Below are 16,105 nucleotides of genomic sequence, written 5' to 3' on the forward strand. Positions count from 1 at the left end.
CGAATTGCACGAATTACACGAATTTTTATATCTTTGCACCCAAAAGATACAAGAATGAAACAGCGTAAACTCAGGTTCGCCCTGTTGGGCAATATTTATCAGGCCCGTAAGTCGGCCAGTATCCAGAAGGTGCTCTCAACGATAGCCAACTATGGTGCAGAGCTCTATGTGGACATGGAATACTATTATTTCTTGAAAGATCATCAGCGTCTGGATGTGAAGGCCACAAAGGTTTTCTCGGATAATGACTTTGATGCTGATTTTGTGATTTCGATGGGAGGTGATGGTACATTCCTGAAGGCGGCTTGTCGTGTGGGTAATAAAAATATCCCAATCCTAGGTGTGAATATGGGGCGACTGGGATTCTTGGCCGATATCAGCCCCGATGATATTGAGCACTGTCTGAGGGCGCTATATAACGATGATTATGCGGTAGAGAGTCGTGCGTTGATACAGGTTGAGGTTGATGGTGCGCCTTTGGGCGAGTGCAGCTATGCGCTGAACGATGTGGCCATCCTGAAACGTGATACGGCATCGATGATTTCGATACGTGCCAATGTCAACGGACAGTATTTGAACACGTATCAGGCTGATGGACTGGTGATCTCTACACCAACTGGTTCAACGGCTTATTCGCTCTCTAATGGTGGTCCTATCATCGTGCCTGGCACCAAGGTGTTCTCGATGACGGCTGTAGCGCCTCACTCGCTGAATGTGCGCCCCATTGTGCTGGCTGATTCGTCGGTGATCGAACTCGATGTGGAGAGCCGCTCTCATAACTTCCTGGTGGCTATCGACGGTCGATCGGAGAAATGCAAAGAGGGCACGAAGATTGTGCTCCGTCGCGCCCCCTTTGATATCAAGGTTGTTAAGCGTTCTGATCATCGCTATTTCAACACCCTCCGCGAAAAAATGATGTGGGGTGCTGATACACGCTGATTACTTAACTACAAAATCGATGGTTCTCAGGTCCTTAGTCCCACCTTCTCCTCGGGCGTGAGCAGACTCAGCAAGTTTGGTATCGAACGATGAGAAAAAAGTTTCAATTCGCCTATACCCGAACGATCGTTTGCGTATAGGCGCACAATCGTTTGGGTATAGGCGAATAATCGTTTGGGTATAGGCAAACGATATTTTAATAGGCTCATTGTACCTGTTTACCTTACTGTTTGTACCTGCTAAGCTTAGTATTTGTACCTTGAAAACTAACTAGTTACATTTTTGCGAACAACAATTGCTATGCTTTTTAATTTATGTACGCGCGAGGGATGGGGTGCTAAATAGTGTTAACAGAATGAAGATTTTTGCATAAAAGCTTGGAGCGCATTGTTTTTTATTCTACTTTTGCAGTGTACTATTAAGGTGGTACACTATTACACATAACGTAAAACATTAAAATTACATAGGATTATGATCGAGGTAAACAACATCAGTTTTAAGTACGCAGGTGGTAAGAACCTGGTATTCGATGATTTCAGTCTGGAACTGAAGCAGGATAATATTTATGGTCTGCTGGGTAAGAACGGTACAGGTAAGAGTACACTACTTTACCTGATTGCTGGACTGCTGCGCCCCAAGAAGGGTACTGTTAGCTTTGATGGTATTGAGACCAAGCTGCGCCGCCCTGAAACACTGCAGGATATCTTTATTGTTCCTGAGGAGTTCGACCTGCCTGCTATGTCGCTCGATGAGTATGTGAAGATCAACCGCCCCTTCTATCCCTTGTTCAGCACCACTGTACTGGAAGGCTGTCTGAAGGATTTTGAACTGACCACCGACCTGAAACTGAATGCCCTGTCGATGGGACAGAAGAAAAAGGTGTTTATGGCTTTTGCCTTGGCTACCAACACCCGTGTGCTGCTGATGGACGAGCCTACCAACGGACTGGATATCCCATCGAAGAGTCAGTTCCGCAAGGTGGTAACACAGTATATGACTGGCGATCGCACTCTGATTATCTCAACCCATCAGGTGCACGATGTGGAATCGCTGTTGGATCATATCCTGATTCTCTCACCACAGAAGCTGTTGCTCAATGCCAGTGTGGCTGATATTCAGGATAAGTACACCTTTGAGTATCGTACACCTGCCGAGATGGACGATGTGCTTTATGCCGAACCTTCGCTTCAGGGTAATGCTGTGATTGCCCCTCGTAAGGAGGGTTACGCTGAGACTCAGGTGAATCTGGAACTGCTGTTTAATGCTGTAAACGAAGGTAAAATTTAAGAAGCTATGATACAGTTTAATATACATAGGTTTGCCAATGTGGCTCGTTGGTCGTTCACTAACGACAAGAGCTACTACGTGCGCACGCTGCTCCAGATGTTTGTGGTGTTGACATTGATATTCTTGTTTTTCACCACGAGCTTTTACTGGCTGAGAGGCGCTGATACGGGTTATAGACCTTGTTGCGTGGTTGTGGTGCTGATGTTTTTTATTCAAGTAGCTATAGGGCCATCGATGATGTTCAACAGTATGAAGGGAAAATACGACAAACAGGCCCTGTTGCTGTTGCCCGCCTCTAATTTCGAGAAGTACCTGATGCGCTACACCACTTGGATATATGTATTGGGTCTTACGTTTGTAGCTTTCTTAGGTGCCGACTTGGTGCAGTATGTGATTAACTGGCTGATAGGTAATAATCCGCAGTTTGTAACAGGTGCTCTGTTCAGTCGCTTAAATCCTTTCACAGTTAATTGGGAAGCCATTGGCTCAAAGAAGGTTACGGTTATTAATGCCCTGATTATTTTATTTCTTTGGACGCAGTCGTGTTTCGCCCTTGGTGCCACCTTCTTCCGTTCGCACAAGTACTCGTGGATTCTCACCTTATTGGTGCTCATCTTCTTGTCGATGGTACAAACATGGTTGTTCCCTATTTCTTACGAAAATCAGTTTGATATGATTCACGGTGATGCTATGACGCTGCTTCATATCTCTGATGCAGTTTACGGTATTTGGGGTATTGTTAACTACTGGCTGTCGTACAAGATCTTTTGCAGAACTCAGAACATTGGCAAATTTGTGAACCTGTGATGAATTGAAGAATTTAATAGTTGAAAAATTGGAGTTATGAACAGTTTCGATATTAATAGATTTGGAAGGACTTTACGCTGGGTGATAAGTGTCAACTTTCGCTCATCTTTGATGTGGGCCTTGGGATTAATGCTGGGTGTTTTTCTGGGCGAGATGATGATATTGGGCATATTCCGTTCTACAGAACCTGTAGGAACCCATACTGGTAGCCTGGCTGCATTCTTTGTGGTTTACATCATTATAGGTGTAGTGGTAGGTATTTGTAACCTGTTTGTCGAGCTGGATAAGAAACCAAATCGCCAGGCATTCCTGATGCTGCCTGCTACCAACTTAGAGAAGTTTCTGGCAGCCACCATATTCTCTACTGTATGTGGAATCCTGACGATGCACCTGTCGTTTATCGTTGGTGATACGTTGCGTGTGGTGTTCCGTGGCCTGTTCTATGGCGATTCGTGGAATTCGTTTGTTTTCCCGGAATTGTTTAAGATGATGACATTTGATGGTATAAGTTCATATCATTCATTGGGTTATCGCCTGATATCTCTGGCATTTTTGGTTAGTGGACTGGTGTGGCTGCACTCTTTCTATACCCTTGGTGGCACACTGTTCCGCAAGTATGCGTTCGTCATCAGCAGTCTGGTGTTGGTAGCTGGTTTTACCATGTTGGTTTGGTTTTCGAAGAATCACGAAATCAATATGTTCTGTAACTATTACGTAGAAGGTGTTGGCAAGGTTGAAAAGGTAGGCACCATCGCCTATATACTTACAGCATTCTTCACTGTATTCTCTGTGGTGAATTACTGGGTATCGTTCCATATCTTCAAAGGATTTGAATTAATTACTAAAAAGTGGATGAATTATGACTTTTACAAATGATAAACCGATTTACATCCAGATGGCCGACAGGCTGTGCGAGGAAATCCTCTCGGGTGTATATAAAGACGATGATCGCATCCCCAGCGTACGTGAGTATGCCGTGTTGCTCGAGGTGAACACTAATACCGCTGTAAAAGCCTACGAACAATTGGCTCGCGAGGAAATCATCTACAACAAGCGTGGACTGGGTTACTTTGTAACGCCAGGTGCCAAACAGCAGATTCTGAAGGCACGCAAACAGGAGTTTATGAAAGAGCGACTGCCAGAACTGTTCCGTCAGATGCAGCTGTTAGGCATTACGTTAGAGGATGTTAAAAATGCGTATGCTGCAACTTTTGGTGAGTAAGCTACGTCAAAAAGATGATTAATAAAGGTAATAACATATTGTATGATACACTTAAAAGACATCAACAAGACCTATCAAGGTGCTCAGCCGCTCCATGTGCTGAAGGGTATCTCGCTCGACATCGAGAAAGGTGAGTTCGTCAGCATCATGGGCGCCTCGGGCTCCGGTAAGTCAACACTGCTAAACATCCTGGGTATCCTGGATAACTACGATTCGGGTACCTACGAGCTGGCAGGCGTACCCATTTGGGATCTCTCAGAGCGCAAGGCTGCTGAGTATCGCAATAAGATGATTGGTTTTATCTTCCAATCGTTTAATCTCATCTCTTTCAAGACCGCCGTGGAAAACGTTGAGTTGCCATTATTCTATCAGGGGGTATCCAGAAAGAAGCGCCACCAGATGGCGATGGAATATCTGGATAAGTTAGGCTTGGCCGACTGGGCTGAGCATTACCCCAACGAGCTGTCGGGAGGACAGAAGCAACGCGTGGCTATAGCCAGAGCACTCATCACCCGTCCACAGATTATCCTGGCCGACGAGCCTACGGGCGCCCTCGACTCGAAGACATCTGTGGAGGTGATGCAGCTGCTGAAGAGGCTGAACCAGGAGGATGGCATGACCATTGTGGTGGTAACTCACGAGAGCGGTGTGGCTAACGAGACGAACAAGATCGTACATATCAAGGATGGTATCATCGGCAATATCGAAGAGAACCTGAACCACGACGCCAGTCCGTTCGGTATTAATGGAATGATGAAATAATAAATGCTATGCATGATATCCTAACTGAAATATGGCAGACGGCACGGCGCAATAAGCTGCGTACTACGCTCACAGGATTTGCTGTGGCGTGGGGCATCTTTATGATTATCGTGCTGCTTGGAGCTGGAAACGGACTCATCAATGCCACGATGAAGATGAGCGAAGACTACCTGACTAACTCGATAGAGGTGAGCGAAGGTGTGACTTCGATGCCTTACAAAGGTATGAAGGAAGGCCGCTATATCCAACTGAACAAGCACGATATGGAAGCTACGGAAACAGAGTTTACGGAGAACGTAGATGAAGTAGGTGCCTGTTACTATACCACCGCCATGGTTACCAATGGCGATAACTATAAGAGTATCCAGATAGCAGGCGTTTACCCTGTTCATACACAGATTGTGAAAACGCATATCATCTGTGGACGATTCATCAACGATATCGACCAGAAAGAGCGCCGCAAGGTGCTGGTGCTTGCCGACAGTCAGGCCAAGGAACTGGAGCCTAAGGACTACAAGACGCTGTTGGGTAAGTTTGTCAAGGTGGACAACTTCTCATTCAAAGTGGTGGGCATCTATAAGAGCCGCGACGAAGGGTGGGGTAATGCCTATTCATCGTACTCGGCCATCAAGAGCATCTATGGTGCTAATACACCCAGCATAGGTCGAGTAGAGTTTACCTTCCACGGGTTGAACACAGAGAAGGCCAACGATGACTTTGAGAAGGACTATCGCAGGCGTCTGAATGGTGCTCACCAGGCTCATCCTGACGACAAGCGCGCCATCTGGATATGGAATAACTATACGCAGGGCATGCAGATGAACAATGGTATCGCCATCATCCATACCTTCCTTTGGGTGATAGGACTCTTTACCTTACTCTCTGGTATCGTAGGCGTATCAAACATCATGCTCATCACTGTGAAGGAGCGTACCCACGAGTTCGGTATCCGTAAGGCCATTGGTGCCAAGCCATGGAGCATACTGCGACTTATCATCACAGAGAGTGTGATTATCACCACCATCTTTGGCTATGTAGGTATGCTGTTCGGCGTTTTTGCCAACGAGTATATGGATGCCACGCTGGGCCACGAGGTGACTGACCTGGGTATGGAGAAGATAACCCTGTTTGTTGATCCTACAGTAGGACTGGATGTATGTATCGAGGCCACGCTGGTGATGGTGATAGCTGGTACTATCGCAGGACTCATCCCTGCCTATAAAGCAAGTAGAATCCGCCCCATCGAGGCATTAAGAGTTGATTGATTATGAGAATAGATATTGATTCATATAGAGAAATCATCGATACGCTGACTCGTAACAAGTCGCGCTCGTTCCTCACTGGATTCGGTGTGTTCTGGGGCGTGTTTATGCTGGTGGCACTGATGGGAGCCGGACAGGGCGTGAAGGAGAAACTGTACAGCAACTTCGATGGCTTTGCACAGAATACCGTGATTATTGGTGCCGATCCAACCTCGAAACCCTATAAGGGCTTCCGCAAGGGGCGCAGTTGGTATATGGAGTATAAGGATGTGGACCGACTGAAGCAGCAAGTACCAGAACTGGATGCTGTTGCGCCAATCCTGATGGGACGTGGATCGACGGCCTACTATGGCGACCAGAAAACTACCCCCAGAATACAGGGTGCTGTGCCTGAGATGGTGAATATTATCACACCAAAGATATATTATGGTCGTTTCATCAACGAGATGGATATTCAGGAACAGCGCAAGGTGTGCGTGATTGGTAAGAAGATATACAAAGACCTGTTTAAGGAAGGTGGCGACCCTTGTGGCAAGAAAATCCGAGTGGACTCTACCTATTACGAGGTGGTTGGCGTTGACTATAGCTCAGGTGGTATCTCTATTGGTGGTCGCTCTGAAGAGCGCATCACCATCCCCATCACCCTGATGCAGGCTGCCTTTAATCGTGGTAATGCCGTTGATATCATTGCTGCCACAGGTCGTCCTGGTGTACTGATGAGTAAGATTACGCCTCGTATCCGTGCGACTGTTGCCAGAGCACACTATATCGACCCGACTGATGAACAAGGTGTGTTTGTATTCAATACCGAGCTGATGTTCCAGTTGATCAACAACCTGTTTAAAGGCGTGAACGTCTTGATCTGGTTGGTGGGCTTGGGAACCCTGTTGGCAGGTGCCATCGGCGTGTCGAACATCATGATGGTAACGGTGAAGGAGCGTACCACAGAGATTGGTATCCGCAGAGCCATCGGTGCTACCCCCAAGATGATTCTCTCGCAGATTATCTCAGAGAGTATCGTGCTGACGTTAGTGGCAGGTATGAGTGGCATCCTCTTCGCTGTGATGATCCTGCAGATGCTGGAAATGGCCAATACCGAGGATGGTATTGTGAACACCCACTTCCAGGTAGGCTTCTGGACGGCTATCTTCTGTGCCTTCGTGGTCAGCACGTTAGGTTTGCTGGCAGGACTGGCCCCAGCCGCAAGAGCTATGAGCATCAAGCCCGTAGACGCCATGCGAGATGAATAATTATTAGCAACGGACAACAGGACTAACAGGACTGATTGTCCACTAAAAGAAAAAAAGTCCTTAAGTCCTGTAGTCCGTTGCAAGAAAAAAGAAAATAATAATAAAACTATAAAAAGTATGAAAAAGTACAGCAAACTGATTATCGCCGCTATCGTAGCGCTGATTTTCATCGGAACATTCGTGTTCCTGTGGCAGAAGAGCCAACCCAAGGAGATTGTCTACAATGAGTTTACTCCCCAGACAGACAGTATCCAGAAAACCACCATTATTACAGGTAAGATTGAACCTCGCAACGAGGTGAATATCAAGCCGCAGATCTCTGGTATCATCGCTGAACTGCTGAAAGAGCCAGGCGACTATGTGAATGCTGGCGATGTGATAGCCAAGGTGAAGGTGATCCCTGATATGGCGCAGCTGTCGAGTGCTGAGATGCGTGTACGTCTGGCAGAAATCAATCTGAAACAGGCAGAGACCGACTTCCAGCGTGAGGAGAACCTGTTTAACCAGAAGCTCGTATCAGCTGATGAGTTCGACAAGACCAAGATGAGCTTGGCTCAGGCCAAACATGAGAAGATAGCTGCTCAGGATGCGCTTGAGGTAGTGCGCGATGGTGTGTCGAAGTCGAATGCCAAGGCTTCTTCTACGCTCATCCGTTCAACCATCAGCGGTGTGATTCTGGATATCCCCGTGAAGGTGGGTAACTCGGTCATCCTCTCGAATACCTTCAACGATGGTACGACTATTGCCACTGTAGCGAATATGAACGACCTGATTTTCCGTGGAAACATCGACGAGACAGAGGTAGGTCAGCTCATTAGCGGCATGAACATGAAGATAACCATCGGTGCCCTGCAGGACCTGAAGTTCGATGCGGCCTTGGAGTATATCTCGCCAAAGGCAGTGGAGAGCAATGGTACTAACCAGTTCGAGATCAAGGCAGCTGTGAAACTGTCGGAGAACGGCAAGAAAATCCGTTCAGGCTATAGCGCCAATGCCGAGATTGTGCTGGCAAGGGTTGATAAGGTACTCTGCATTCCAGAGAGCGCCATCGAGTTCAGCGGCGACAGCACCTTTGTTTATGTGGTCAAGGGCGAGGGTAAGAACAAGACCTACAATCGTACTTATGTGGAGACAGGACTCTCTGACGGTGTGAACATTGAGATCAAGAAGGGTATTACAGCTAAGGATAAGGTCCGTGGCCCAGAGATTATTACGGATGATACAGAAAAGTAAGCGGTTATGAAAAAGTATATATTAACCATCGTTGTTGGCTCGTTGGGTCTGGGTGCAGCAAATGCCCAGAAGGTCTGGAGCCTGCGCGAGTGCTGCGACTATGCCATCGAGCATAATATCAGCATCAAGCAGCAGCAGAACGAGCGCCGTCAGCAGGAGCTGCAACTCAGCAATGCCAAGAACTCACGACTGCCGGATCTGAATGGTAGTCTGGGGCAGAATTTCTCGTTCGGCCGTGGTCTGACTGCCCAGAATACTTATACCAATACCAATACCTCGTCGACATCGTTCCAGTTGGGTGCCAGCGTGCCGATCTTCACTGGTTTCCAGATTCCTAACCAGATAAAGCTGAACCAGCTGAATCTGGAGGCTGCTACTGCCGACCTGGAGAAGGCCAAGAACGATATCCGTATGCAGGTGGCTCAGGCTTATGTGCAGATACTCTACGATATGGAGATGGCTGATGTGGCGCATCGACAGATTGCAATCGACTCGGCTCAGGTGGTTCGTCTGCAGGCTTTTGTGGATAACGGCAAGGCCAGCGAGGCCGAACTCTCACGCCAGAAGGCCACTTTGGCTAACAGCAGGTTGACTGCTACCCAGGCTGATAACAACATGAAACTGGCTGTGCTGAGTCTGACTCAGCTGTTAGAGTTAGCAACCCCTGAAGGTTTCGCGATTGTACGCCCTACGGATGAGGAGCTGGATGCACTTGGCAAGCTGGATGGTATGGTGAGCCCCGATCAGATTTATGCTGAGGCTATGGGGGTACGACCAGAGATCCTCTCACAACAGCTGAAGCTAAAGGGTACTGCGCATAACATCAAGATTGCTCAGGCAGGACATTATCCGACCCTCTCACTGAGTGGCGGACTGGGTACCAACTATTACACCACCTCGGGCTTTAAGTCTGATGGCTTCAGCAAGCAGTTGAAGAACAACTTCAGCCAGTATATCGGTCTGAATCTGAGTGTGCCTATCTTTAATCGTTTCCAGACACGCAACAGCGTTCGTAACGCCCGTATCCAGCAGGAAAACCAGCAGTTACAGCTCGACAATACGAAGAAAACGCTCTATAAGGAGATTCAGCAGGTGTATTACAACGCCCTGAATGCGCAGAGCAAGGAGAAGAGCTCGGCTGAGGCTGTACAGAGCTCGAAAGACGCTTTCGAACTGATGCAGGCCAAGTATGAGAACGGAAAGGCAAACATTACAGAGTTCAACGAATCGAAGAACAGCTACCTGAAGTCGGAATCCGATATGGTTCAGGCACGCTATGAGAATCTGTATCAGCACGCCTTGCTGGAGTTCTATCGCGGCAAGGAACTGAATTTCTAAGCTACGTTATCTATTTTGTATCCCAAACTTTGAAACTTATGTTGCAAAGTTTGGGATACAAATTTCAAAGCGTGAAATATAAATTACTTCACGATGATTTTTCTTTTGTTAGCTACATAAATCCCTTTTGTATCGGGCTTTTTGTTTACTTTGCAGCCACTAAGGGTGTACCAGCAGTCAGGTTGCGCAGTCTCTGTCTGTAGTAGCTGCATCCCTGCGTTCTCATCGCAGAATTTTTTCAGTTCGAAGAGCGCTGGCAGAGCCTTACCCGTTTCATTATCAAAGAGTGAGGCATTGTACCAACCATCAGTTACGCGTTGGGTGTTCCAGTCAAGACCATATTCATTGGCTTCAGGGAACCACCAGAACAGACCTTTCACATTCTGATGCTGGTTGAGGGTGGTTACCAAGGCGGCAGTGAATTGGCGCTGACCTTCGTATGTAAGGGGATAGCCTGTGGCATTATCGCCTACCTGGTAGTGGTAGCCACAACCTGTTTCTACCACCATGATATCTTTTGTGGGGAATGTGGTCTCAAACGCTGTTAATGCGGCGTCCAGTTGGGTAAGGTTGCCATGATAGTATGGATAATAGCTGGTGCCGATGATGTCGTAATCCACTTCGTTCTGATCCATTCTCTGATAAAAGTCTGTGATCTGCGGAATATTGGGCACGCGCTCTGTGTGGATAATGATTTTGGCATTTGGACATACTTCGCGGCAGGCTCTTCCTGCATTCTTTAGGGCAGTGGTGAGGCTACTCCAATTAGTGTCCTTATAGCCATTCCATTGGGTGTTGGCTTCAACCTTACACCCCGAATCCCACATCATGCCGTAGGTGATCTCGTTTCCTGTCTGGATAAAGTCGGGCGTAGCGCCTGCTTCAACTAATGCATTCAGGCAGTCCTTGGTATAGGTGTAGATATACTCGGTGGCTGGGGTGTTTACCGTTTTGAACGATGCGGGCGTGGCTTGCTGACTGGGGTCGGCCCAGGTGTCAGAGTAATGGAAGTCTAACATGAACTTCATACCAGCATCCTTGATGCGCTTTCCTAATGCCTTTACATAGGCCAGATCCTGTCGCACACCTTCGCCTTTATCCTCCGTGCTGGCTTGGCTGGGGTCAACAAACAGGCGCACGCGCATGGCGTTCAGGTCCTGATCCTTAAAATACTGGAGTAGATTGTTGATGGGATTGCCATCGGGATCCATGTAGTTGGCAAGATGCTCTTCGTAGGTGGGCAATAATGAGATGTCGCCACCTACATACTTCTGGGCATGAAGGGTGTTCATGCCGCAGAGTAGGGTAGTTGTTAGTAATAGTTTTAGTAGTTTCATCTTATTATGTTATTGATTATTTCTTATGACGGTTGGCCCGTTGCTCACGGTATTTGGCTTTCTGCCTTGCAGAGCCGCTACCGTGAGCACCAGTGATATACTTCTTTTTCTTGGCTTTGGTCTTCACCTTGCCATCGTCTTTCGGCTTGTCACCTCCGCGTCCGAAGTTGATGCCGTTCTCAAGAATGTTTTGAAAATCGTCCATGAATTTACAATTTGCCAATGATTAATGGTGGAACAGACGAACGCCAGTGAAGGCCATTGCGATACCATACTTGTCGCAGGTGTCGATAACATGGTCGTCGCGAACAGAGCCACCTGCCTGAGCGATGAACTCTACGCCGCTCTTGTGTGCACGCTCGATATTGTCGCCAAAGGGGAAGAAAGCGTCGCTACCCAGAGCCACCTTGGTGTTCTGAGCAATCCATGCCTTCTTTTCTTCCATCGTCAGTACTTCTGGCTTCTCCTTGAAGAACTGCTGCCAGGTGCCCTCGCGCAGTACATCGTCGTGATCCTCTGAGATATACACGTCGATGGTGTTATCGCGATCAGCACGACGGATATTGTCGATGAAAGGCAGGTTCATCACTTTTGGATGCTGGCGCAACCACCAGATATCAGCCTTGTTACCAGCCAGACGGGTACAGTGGATACGGCTCTGCTGACCAGCGCCGATACCGATAGCCTGTCCATCCTTCACGTAGCATACTGAGTTGCTCTGGGTGTACTTCAGGGTGATGAGGGCGATGATCAGGTCGCGCTTAGCCTCAGGAGTGAAGGTCTTGTTCTGGGTAGGCATGTTCTCGAAGAGTGCATCGTCGTCGAGCTTGATCTCGTTGCGGCCCTGTTCGAAGGTGATGCCGAATACCTGCTTGCGCTCGATAGGCTCGGGAACGTAGGTAGGATCGATCTTGATCACGTTGTAGGTACCCTTACGCTTGTCTTTCAGAATCTCAATAGCCTCAGGTGTAAAATTAGGTGCAATCACGCCATCGCTCACCTCGCGCTTCAGCAGCTTAGCTGTGGTAGCGTCGCAGGTATCGCTCAGAGCCACAAAGTCACCATAGCTCGACATACGGTCGGCACCGCGTGCTCTGGCGTAGGCACAGGCGATAGAACTCTCGTCGAGGTCCTTCACGTCGTCCACGAAGTAGATCTTCTTCAGGGTGTCGCTCAGGGGCAGACCAACAGCTGCACCAGCAGGGCTAACATGCTTGAACGAGGCTGCTGCAGGCAGACCGGTAGCGGCCTTCAGTTCCTTGACAAGCTGCCAGGCATTGAATGCGTCGAGGAAGTTGATATATCCAGGACGACCGTTGATTACTTCGATGGGGAGCTCACCCTCGGTCATGAAAATGCGCGAGGGCTTCTGGTTGGGATTACATCCGTACTTGAGTGCTAATTCTTTCATTTTTGCGATATTTTTTATTTCTGTGTGCAAAGGTACAAAATATTTTTGTAATTTTGCACCAAACTTAAATTATTAACATGGAGAAGAAACGTTTGGCGCTTCGGAAGCTGCTGGAGGCAGTGGAGAAGGAAATCCTGAGAAAACCTGATAAGAAAACGCTCGACCGTCTTTCTTTGTTGGCAGGGTTCCAGAGTTGGGAGGATTTTCAGAAAGCCCTGCATGGGGAATAAAAAAAGAGGCTCGCACACTTGGGTGAAGCCTCTTTTTTTACTTTTTTATTCGCCAACGTTGTGACGCTTTTCCTTAATGCGAGCAGCCTTACCAGTGAGCTTGCGCAGATAGTAAAGCTTAGCGCGGCGAACCTTACCTACCTTGTTAACCTCGATGCTCTCAATGTTGGGTGACTCGATGGGGAAGATACGCTCTACACCAACGGTACCAGACATCTTACGAACGGTGAAGCGCTTCTTGTCTCCGTGACCTGCAATCTTGATAACTACACCACGATAGAGCTGGATACGCTCCTTGGCACCCTCGATAATTTTGTAAGCGACAGTGATGGTGTCACCAGCCTTGAACTCTGGGAACTTTTTGCCGGTTGCAAATGCTTCTTCAGCAACTTTAATTAAATCCATTGTACTTTTTTATAATTAAATTGTTGTATCGTTCCAACGCAACATAACAGGCCTCTCGTTACTTCCTGCCAGCGATTACGCCGAAAAGCGGGTGCAAAGGTACAACTTTTTTTTGTTTCAACGAAATATTTCGAATATTTTTTGTATTTTTGCACCATTAAAAGAATAAATTATGAGTATAAGACGCGTTTTTTATGTTTCTTTTGCCTCATTGATGCTATTCTCGTGTGCTCCAAAGAATTATCAACTATCTCATATTGAGCGCACTCGCATCATTGTAGATGATCGTTACGATCAGAATCCCGACGAGGCTGCTATCAAGTTTATTGAACCTTTCAAACGGGTTAACGACAGTATCATGGGACCGGTAGTGGGTATGGTGGCACATAACATGCATGCCGATCGTCCAGAGAGCGATTTGTCGAACCTCTTGGCTGATATCCTGGTATGGGCGGCTAAGGATTACGGCGAGCAGCCTGTTCTGGGCATTTATAACATGGGTGGTATTCGTGCCGATCTCACCAAAGGTAAGGTCACCTATGGCGATGTGCTCGATGTAGCTCCGTTTGAGAATAAGATATGCTTTATCACGCTGACAGGCGAGAAGATGCTGAAGCTCTTCCAGCAGATTGCCAAACGAGGCGGCGAGGGAGTTAGTCATGGTGTTGAACTCGTGATTTCCAAGGACGAGAAGTTGATATCTTGCCGTCTGCATGGTAAGGAGATTGATCCGAAGGCAGAGTATCGTGTGGCTACAATCAACTATCTGATTGAAGGTAACGACGGTATGCCAGCGCTCAAGGAGGGTACTAATATCATTGCCCCCAATGACAAGAGCAATAACACACGCTTCCTGATTATGAATTATTTCAAAGATCATCAGGCTCGTGGCTTGGTGGTCGATTCGAATGTTGAAGGTCGTATTAAAATCCAATAAGTTATGCGCAGATTTCACCTGATGATACTTGTAGCACTCTTGTCGGTAGTTTCGGCAGGTGCTAAGACCAAAAAAGAGTTGGTAATACTTCATACCAATGATACACATTCATGCATTTTGCCGCTGAATGAGAATCTGGATAATAAGAACCTGGCTGGTCGTGGCGGATTCCTGCGTCGTATCAATATGATCAAGGAACAGCGCCAGCAGCATCCTGACCTGTTGTTCTTCGATTCTGGCGATTTCTCTCAGGGCTCGGGTTTCTATACCTTGTTTAAGGGCGAGGTTGAGATCGGTCTGATGAATCAGATGGGCTATGATGCGGTGACTATCGGTAACCATGAGTTCGACTTCGGACTTGAGAATATGGCACGGATCTTCCGTATGGCCAACTTCCCCGTGGTTTGTTCTAACTACGATTTTACTGGTACTCCCTGCGAGGGCTTGGTAAAGGATTATATCATCCTGAAGCGTCAAGGACTTAAGATTGGCGTCTTTGCCCTTGGTGCACCGATGAAGGGACTGGTGTCGAATAAGAACTGTGAGGGTGTGGCTTTCCTTGATCCTGTTGAGACTTCGAAGAAGTATATTGATATCCTGCGTCGTCAAGAGAAGTGTGATGTGGTAATCTGTCTGTCACACTTAGGATGGGAGATATCTGAATATCCTGATCAGCAGTTCATTCGTGAGATAGAGGGCTGCGATTTGGTGCTGGGAGGTCATACTCATACCTATATGCCTGCCTTGGAATATGCTCCAGACAAGACCGGAAAGCAGATTCCTGTAGATCAGAATGGTAAGCATGGCGTGTATATCGGCAAGCTGGTGCTGACTTTTGAGAAGTAAGCTTATTCGAAATAGAAAGTTAATACTATCATCTTTGTATGCCCGCTCTTAACAGAGTTGGCATACAGTTTTTTCTGGTCGTCCTTAAGACTGGCAACATGGCTCTTGTCCAATTTGTTGCCCAGACCATAACAGAATTTCAACTCAGGTATCAGCTTGAAGAATGGCAGATACAGGTCGCAACCCAGTCCCACCTCCAGCATGAGGTCGGTACGTTTCAGTTGTACAATCTCCTGCTGATTGTTGGTCAGGTTCACCATCGGACTAACGCCTGCTACCATATAAGGGCGGATGTTGTTCCATCTCTGAGCGGAGAACTTCAGGTCGACAGGTACGGCCAGATACGTGTTCTTCATGTCCTGTGTCTCTGTCTTGGGGTTGCCTTCAGAATCTAAGTCCTGCAGATTCTGTAATATCAGGTGCTTCGCACCGAAATGCATGGTGGGCGATATGCGCAGGTTCAGATTGCTGGATAAGCGCATATCCGCGAGCACGCCTACTGAGAATCCCACGTTCCAGCGGTCTGCATCATATACAAACGGGGTGGTGTTCTCTAACTCCAGGTCCTGCATGTTCATACCTACGGATATGCCAAAGTGCATTGGGCGCAAGTCGATGTACGGCTTGTGCTGTATCACGTATCGCTTCTGTGCTTGACAACTCATGGCGATACATAGCGTTATGATGACGGTTAGAAATCTCTGCTTCATACCATATTAATAACGGAGAAATACTTATCTTATTATGTGTGTGCTTATTTTGACATTGTATAAATTATTAAAAATGATACCTAAAATTTGGTATATTTCGAAAATAAATTGTACCTTTGCATCATTAAA

19 protein-coding genes are annotated in these 16,105 nt (G+C 47.3%); 13 read left to right on the forward strand and 6 right to left on the reverse strand.

The features are described 5' to 3' along the window. Positions 1 to 54: 54 nt before the first annotated feature. Positions 55 to 939, forward strand: coding sequence for an NAD kinase (locus tag T491_RS0100555; RefSeq protein WP_028902148.1), 885 nt, complete (start codon positions 55 to 57; stop codon positions 937 to 939). A 26-nt stretch (positions 940 to 965) separates the two neighbouring features. Here the strand turns inward: T491_RS0100555 and T491_RS17545 are convergent, their stop codons facing one another. Then, positions 966 to 1,148, reverse strand: a complete 183-nt coding sequence (locus T491_RS17545) for a hypothetical protein (RefSeq protein ID WP_155949973.1) — start codon at positions 1,146 to 1,148, stop codon at positions 966 to 968. 262 nt (positions 1,149 to 1,410) lie between these two features. Between T491_RS17545 and T491_RS0100560 the strand changes: the two genes are divergently transcribed. From T491_RS0100560 to T491_RS0100600, 9 genes are all read left to right on the forward strand, one after another. Further along, positions 1,411 to 2,226 (forward strand): ATP-binding cassette domain-containing protein, encoded by an 816-nt coding sequence (locus T491_RS0100560; RefSeq protein ID WP_028902149.1) that lies wholly within the window; start codon positions 1,411 to 1,413, stop codon positions 2,224 to 2,226. A gap of 6 nt (positions 2,227 to 2,232) precedes the next feature. Next, the gene (locus T491_RS0100565) at positions 2,233 to 3,033 is read left to right on the forward strand and encodes a hypothetical protein (RefSeq protein ID WP_155949974.1); all 801 of its coding nucleotides are present in this window, start codon (positions 2,233 to 2,235) and stop codon (positions 3,031 to 3,033) included. Positions 3,034 to 3,069: 36 nt separating this feature from the next. Next, on the forward strand, positions 3,070 to 3,909 hold the full coding sequence (locus T491_RS0100570) for a hypothetical protein (RefSeq protein WP_155949975.1): 840 nt from the start codon (positions 3,070 to 3,072) through the stop codon (positions 3,907 to 3,909). After that, complete coding sequence (locus tag T491_RS0100575; protein ID WP_028902152.1) at positions 3,893 to 4,255, forward strand: GntR family transcriptional regulator; 363 nt, start codon at positions 3,893 to 3,895, stop codon at positions 4,253 to 4,255. The genes T491_RS0100570 and T491_RS0100575 overlap by 17 nt, the downstream gene beginning before the upstream one ends. A 42-nt stretch (positions 4,256 to 4,297) precedes the next feature. Further along, positions 4,298 to 5,017, forward strand: a complete 720-nt coding sequence (locus T491_RS0100580; RefSeq protein ID WP_028902153.1) for an ABC transporter ATP-binding protein — start codon at positions 4,298 to 4,300, stop codon at positions 5,015 to 5,017. An 8-nt stretch (positions 5,018 to 5,025) separates the two neighbouring features. Beyond that, on the forward strand, positions 5,026 to 6,282 hold the full coding sequence (locus T491_RS0100585; RefSeq protein ID WP_028902154.1) for an ABC transporter permease: 1,257 nt from the start codon (positions 5,026 to 5,028) through the stop codon (positions 6,280 to 6,282). 2 nt (positions 6,283 to 6,284) lie between these two features. Further along, entirely contained in the window at positions 6,285 to 7,529 is a 1,245-nt protein-coding gene (locus T491_RS0100590) for an ABC transporter permease (RefSeq protein WP_028902155.1), read from the forward strand. A gap of 117 nt (positions 7,530 to 7,646) precedes the next feature. Further along, positions 7,647 to 8,762: an efflux RND transporter periplasmic adaptor subunit gene (locus T491_RS0100595; RefSeq protein ID WP_028902156.1), complete on the forward strand. Its 1,116-nt coding sequence runs from the start codon at positions 7,647 to 7,649 to the stop codon at positions 8,760 to 8,762. A 6-nt stretch (positions 8,763 to 8,768) separates the two neighbouring features. Next, positions 8,769 to 10,100, forward strand: coding sequence for a TolC family protein (locus T491_RS0100600; RefSeq protein ID WP_028902157.1), 1,332 nt, complete (start codon positions 8,769 to 8,771; stop codon positions 10,098 to 10,100). Between the two features lie 83 nt (positions 10,101 to 10,183). On the opposite strand, the gene T491_RS0100605 is transcribed toward T491_RS0100600, so the two are convergent. From T491_RS0100605 to T491_RS0100615, 3 genes are read right to left on the reverse strand one after another with little or no spacing between them, the layout of a single operon-like run. Continuing rightward, positions 10,184 to 11,437 (reverse strand): glycosyl hydrolase 53 family protein, encoded by a 1,254-nt coding sequence (locus T491_RS0100605; protein WP_028902158.1) that lies wholly within the window; start codon positions 11,435 to 11,437, stop codon positions 10,184 to 10,186. A 16-nt stretch (positions 11,438 to 11,453) separates the two neighbouring features. After that, complete coding sequence (locus T491_RS0100610; RefSeq protein WP_013064993.1) at positions 11,454 to 11,642, reverse strand: hypothetical protein; 189 nt, start codon at positions 11,640 to 11,642, stop codon at positions 11,454 to 11,456. Between the two features lie 21 nt (positions 11,643 to 11,663). Continuing rightward, a complete protein-coding gene (locus T491_RS0100615; protein WP_255327026.1) occupies positions 11,664 to 12,857 on the reverse strand; it encodes a phosphoribosylaminoimidazolecarboxamide formyltransferase in 1,194 nt (397 codons plus the stop codon). Between the two features lie 68 nt (positions 12,858 to 12,925). Here T491_RS0100615 and T491_RS17550 point away from each other — a divergent pair, with 68 nt between their 5' ends. After that, entirely contained in the window at positions 12,926 to 13,078 is a 153-nt protein-coding gene (locus T491_RS17550) for a hypothetical protein (RefSeq protein ID WP_155949976.1), read from the forward strand. A gap of 45 nt (positions 13,079 to 13,123) precedes the next feature. Here the strand turns inward: T491_RS17550 and rplS are convergent, their stop codons facing one another. Continuing rightward, complete coding sequence (gene rplS / locus T491_RS0100625) at positions 13,124 to 13,483, reverse strand: 50S ribosomal protein L19 (protein WP_028902160.1); 360 nt, start codon at positions 13,481 to 13,483, stop codon at positions 13,124 to 13,126. 172 nt (positions 13,484 to 13,655) lie between these two features. On the opposite strand from rplS, the gene T491_RS0100630 reads away from it, so the two are divergent. Beyond that, the gene (locus T491_RS0100630) at positions 13,656 to 14,420 is read left to right on the forward strand and encodes a 5'-nucleotidase (protein ID WP_028902161.1); all 765 of its coding nucleotides are present in this window, start codon (positions 13,656 to 13,658) and stop codon (positions 14,418 to 14,420) included. Positions 14,421 to 14,423: 3 nt separating this feature from the next. Further along, a complete protein-coding gene (locus tag T491_RS0100635; RefSeq protein WP_028902162.1) occupies positions 14,424 to 15,266 on the forward strand; it encodes a bifunctional UDP-sugar hydrolase/5'-nucleotidase in 843 nt (280 codons plus the stop codon). A 2-nt stretch (positions 15,267 to 15,268) separates the two neighbouring features. On the opposite strand, the gene T491_RS0100640 is transcribed toward T491_RS0100635, so the two are convergent. Further along, complete coding sequence (locus tag T491_RS0100640; protein WP_028902163.1) at positions 15,269 to 15,976, reverse strand: porin family protein; 708 nt, start codon at positions 15,974 to 15,976, stop codon at positions 15,269 to 15,271. Between the last annotated feature and the right edge of the window lie 129 nt (positions 15,977 to 16,105).

The sequence above is a fragment of the Prevotella sp. P6B4 genome (genome assembly GCF_000619985.1).
Lineage (GTDB): Bacteria > Bacteroidota > Bacteroidia > Bacteroidales > Bacteroidaceae > Prevotella.

Coding starts and splice junctions, on each gene's coding strand:
- T491_RS0100565 (WP_155949974.1), top strand. CDS start 2,233: ATGATACAGTTTAATATACATAGGTTTGCCAATGTGGCTCGTTGGTCG.
- T491_RS17550 (WP_155949976.1), top strand. CDS start 12,926: ATGGAGAAGAAACGTTTGGCGCTTCGGAAGCTGCTGGAGGCAGTGGAG.
- T491_RS0100605 (WP_028902158.1), bottom strand. CDS start 11,437: ATGAAACTACTAAAACTATTACTAACAACTACCCTACTCTGCGGCATG.
- T491_RS0100575 (WP_028902152.1), top strand. CDS start 3,893: ATGACTTTTACAAATGATAAACCGATTTACATCCAGATGGCCGACAGG.
- T491_RS0100570 (WP_155949975.1), top strand. CDS start 3,070: ATGAACAGTTTCGATATTAATAGATTTGGAAGGACTTTACGCTGGGTG.
- T491_RS0100595 (WP_028902156.1), top strand. CDS start 7,647: ATGAAAAAGTACAGCAAACTGATTATCGCCGCTATCGTAGCGCTGATT.
- T491_RS0100610 (WP_013064993.1), bottom strand. CDS start 11,642: ATGGACGATTTTCAAAACATTCTTGAGAACGGCATCAACTTCGGACGC.
- T491_RS0100640 (WP_028902163.1), bottom strand. CDS start 15,976: ATGAAGCAGAGATTTCTAACCGTCATCATAACGCTATGTATCGCCATG.
- T491_RS0100635 (WP_028902162.1), top strand. CDS start 14,424: ATGCGCAGATTTCACCTGATGATACTTGTAGCACTCTTGTCGGTAGTT.
- T491_RS0100560 (WP_028902149.1), top strand. CDS start 1,411: ATGATCGAGGTAAACAACATCAGTTTTAAGTACGCAGGTGGTAAGAAC.
- T491_RS0100555 (WP_028902148.1), top strand. CDS start 55: ATGAAACAGCGTAAACTCAGGTTCGCCCTGTTGGGCAATATTTATCAG.
- T491_RS0100600 (WP_028902157.1), top strand. CDS start 8,769: ATGAAAAAGTATATATTAACCATCGTTGTTGGCTCGTTGGGTCTGGGT.
- T491_RS17545 (WP_155949973.1), bottom strand. CDS start 1,148: ATGAGCCTATTAAAATATCGTTTGCCTATACCCAAACGATTATTCGCC.
- T491_RS0100580 (WP_028902153.1), top strand. CDS start 4,298: ATGATACACTTAAAAGACATCAACAAGACCTATCAAGGTGCTCAGCCG.
- rplS (WP_028902160.1), bottom strand. CDS start 13,483: ATGGATTTAATTAAAGTTGCTGAAGAAGCATTTGCAACCGGCAAAAAG.
- T491_RS0100585 (WP_028902154.1), top strand. CDS start 5,026: ATGCATGATATCCTAACTGAAATATGGCAGACGGCACGGCGCAATAAG.
- T491_RS0100630 (WP_028902161.1), top strand. CDS start 13,656: ATGAGTATAAGACGCGTTTTTTATGTTTCTTTTGCCTCATTGATGCTA.
- T491_RS0100590 (WP_028902155.1), top strand. CDS start 6,285: ATGAGAATAGATATTGATTCATATAGAGAAATCATCGATACGCTGACT.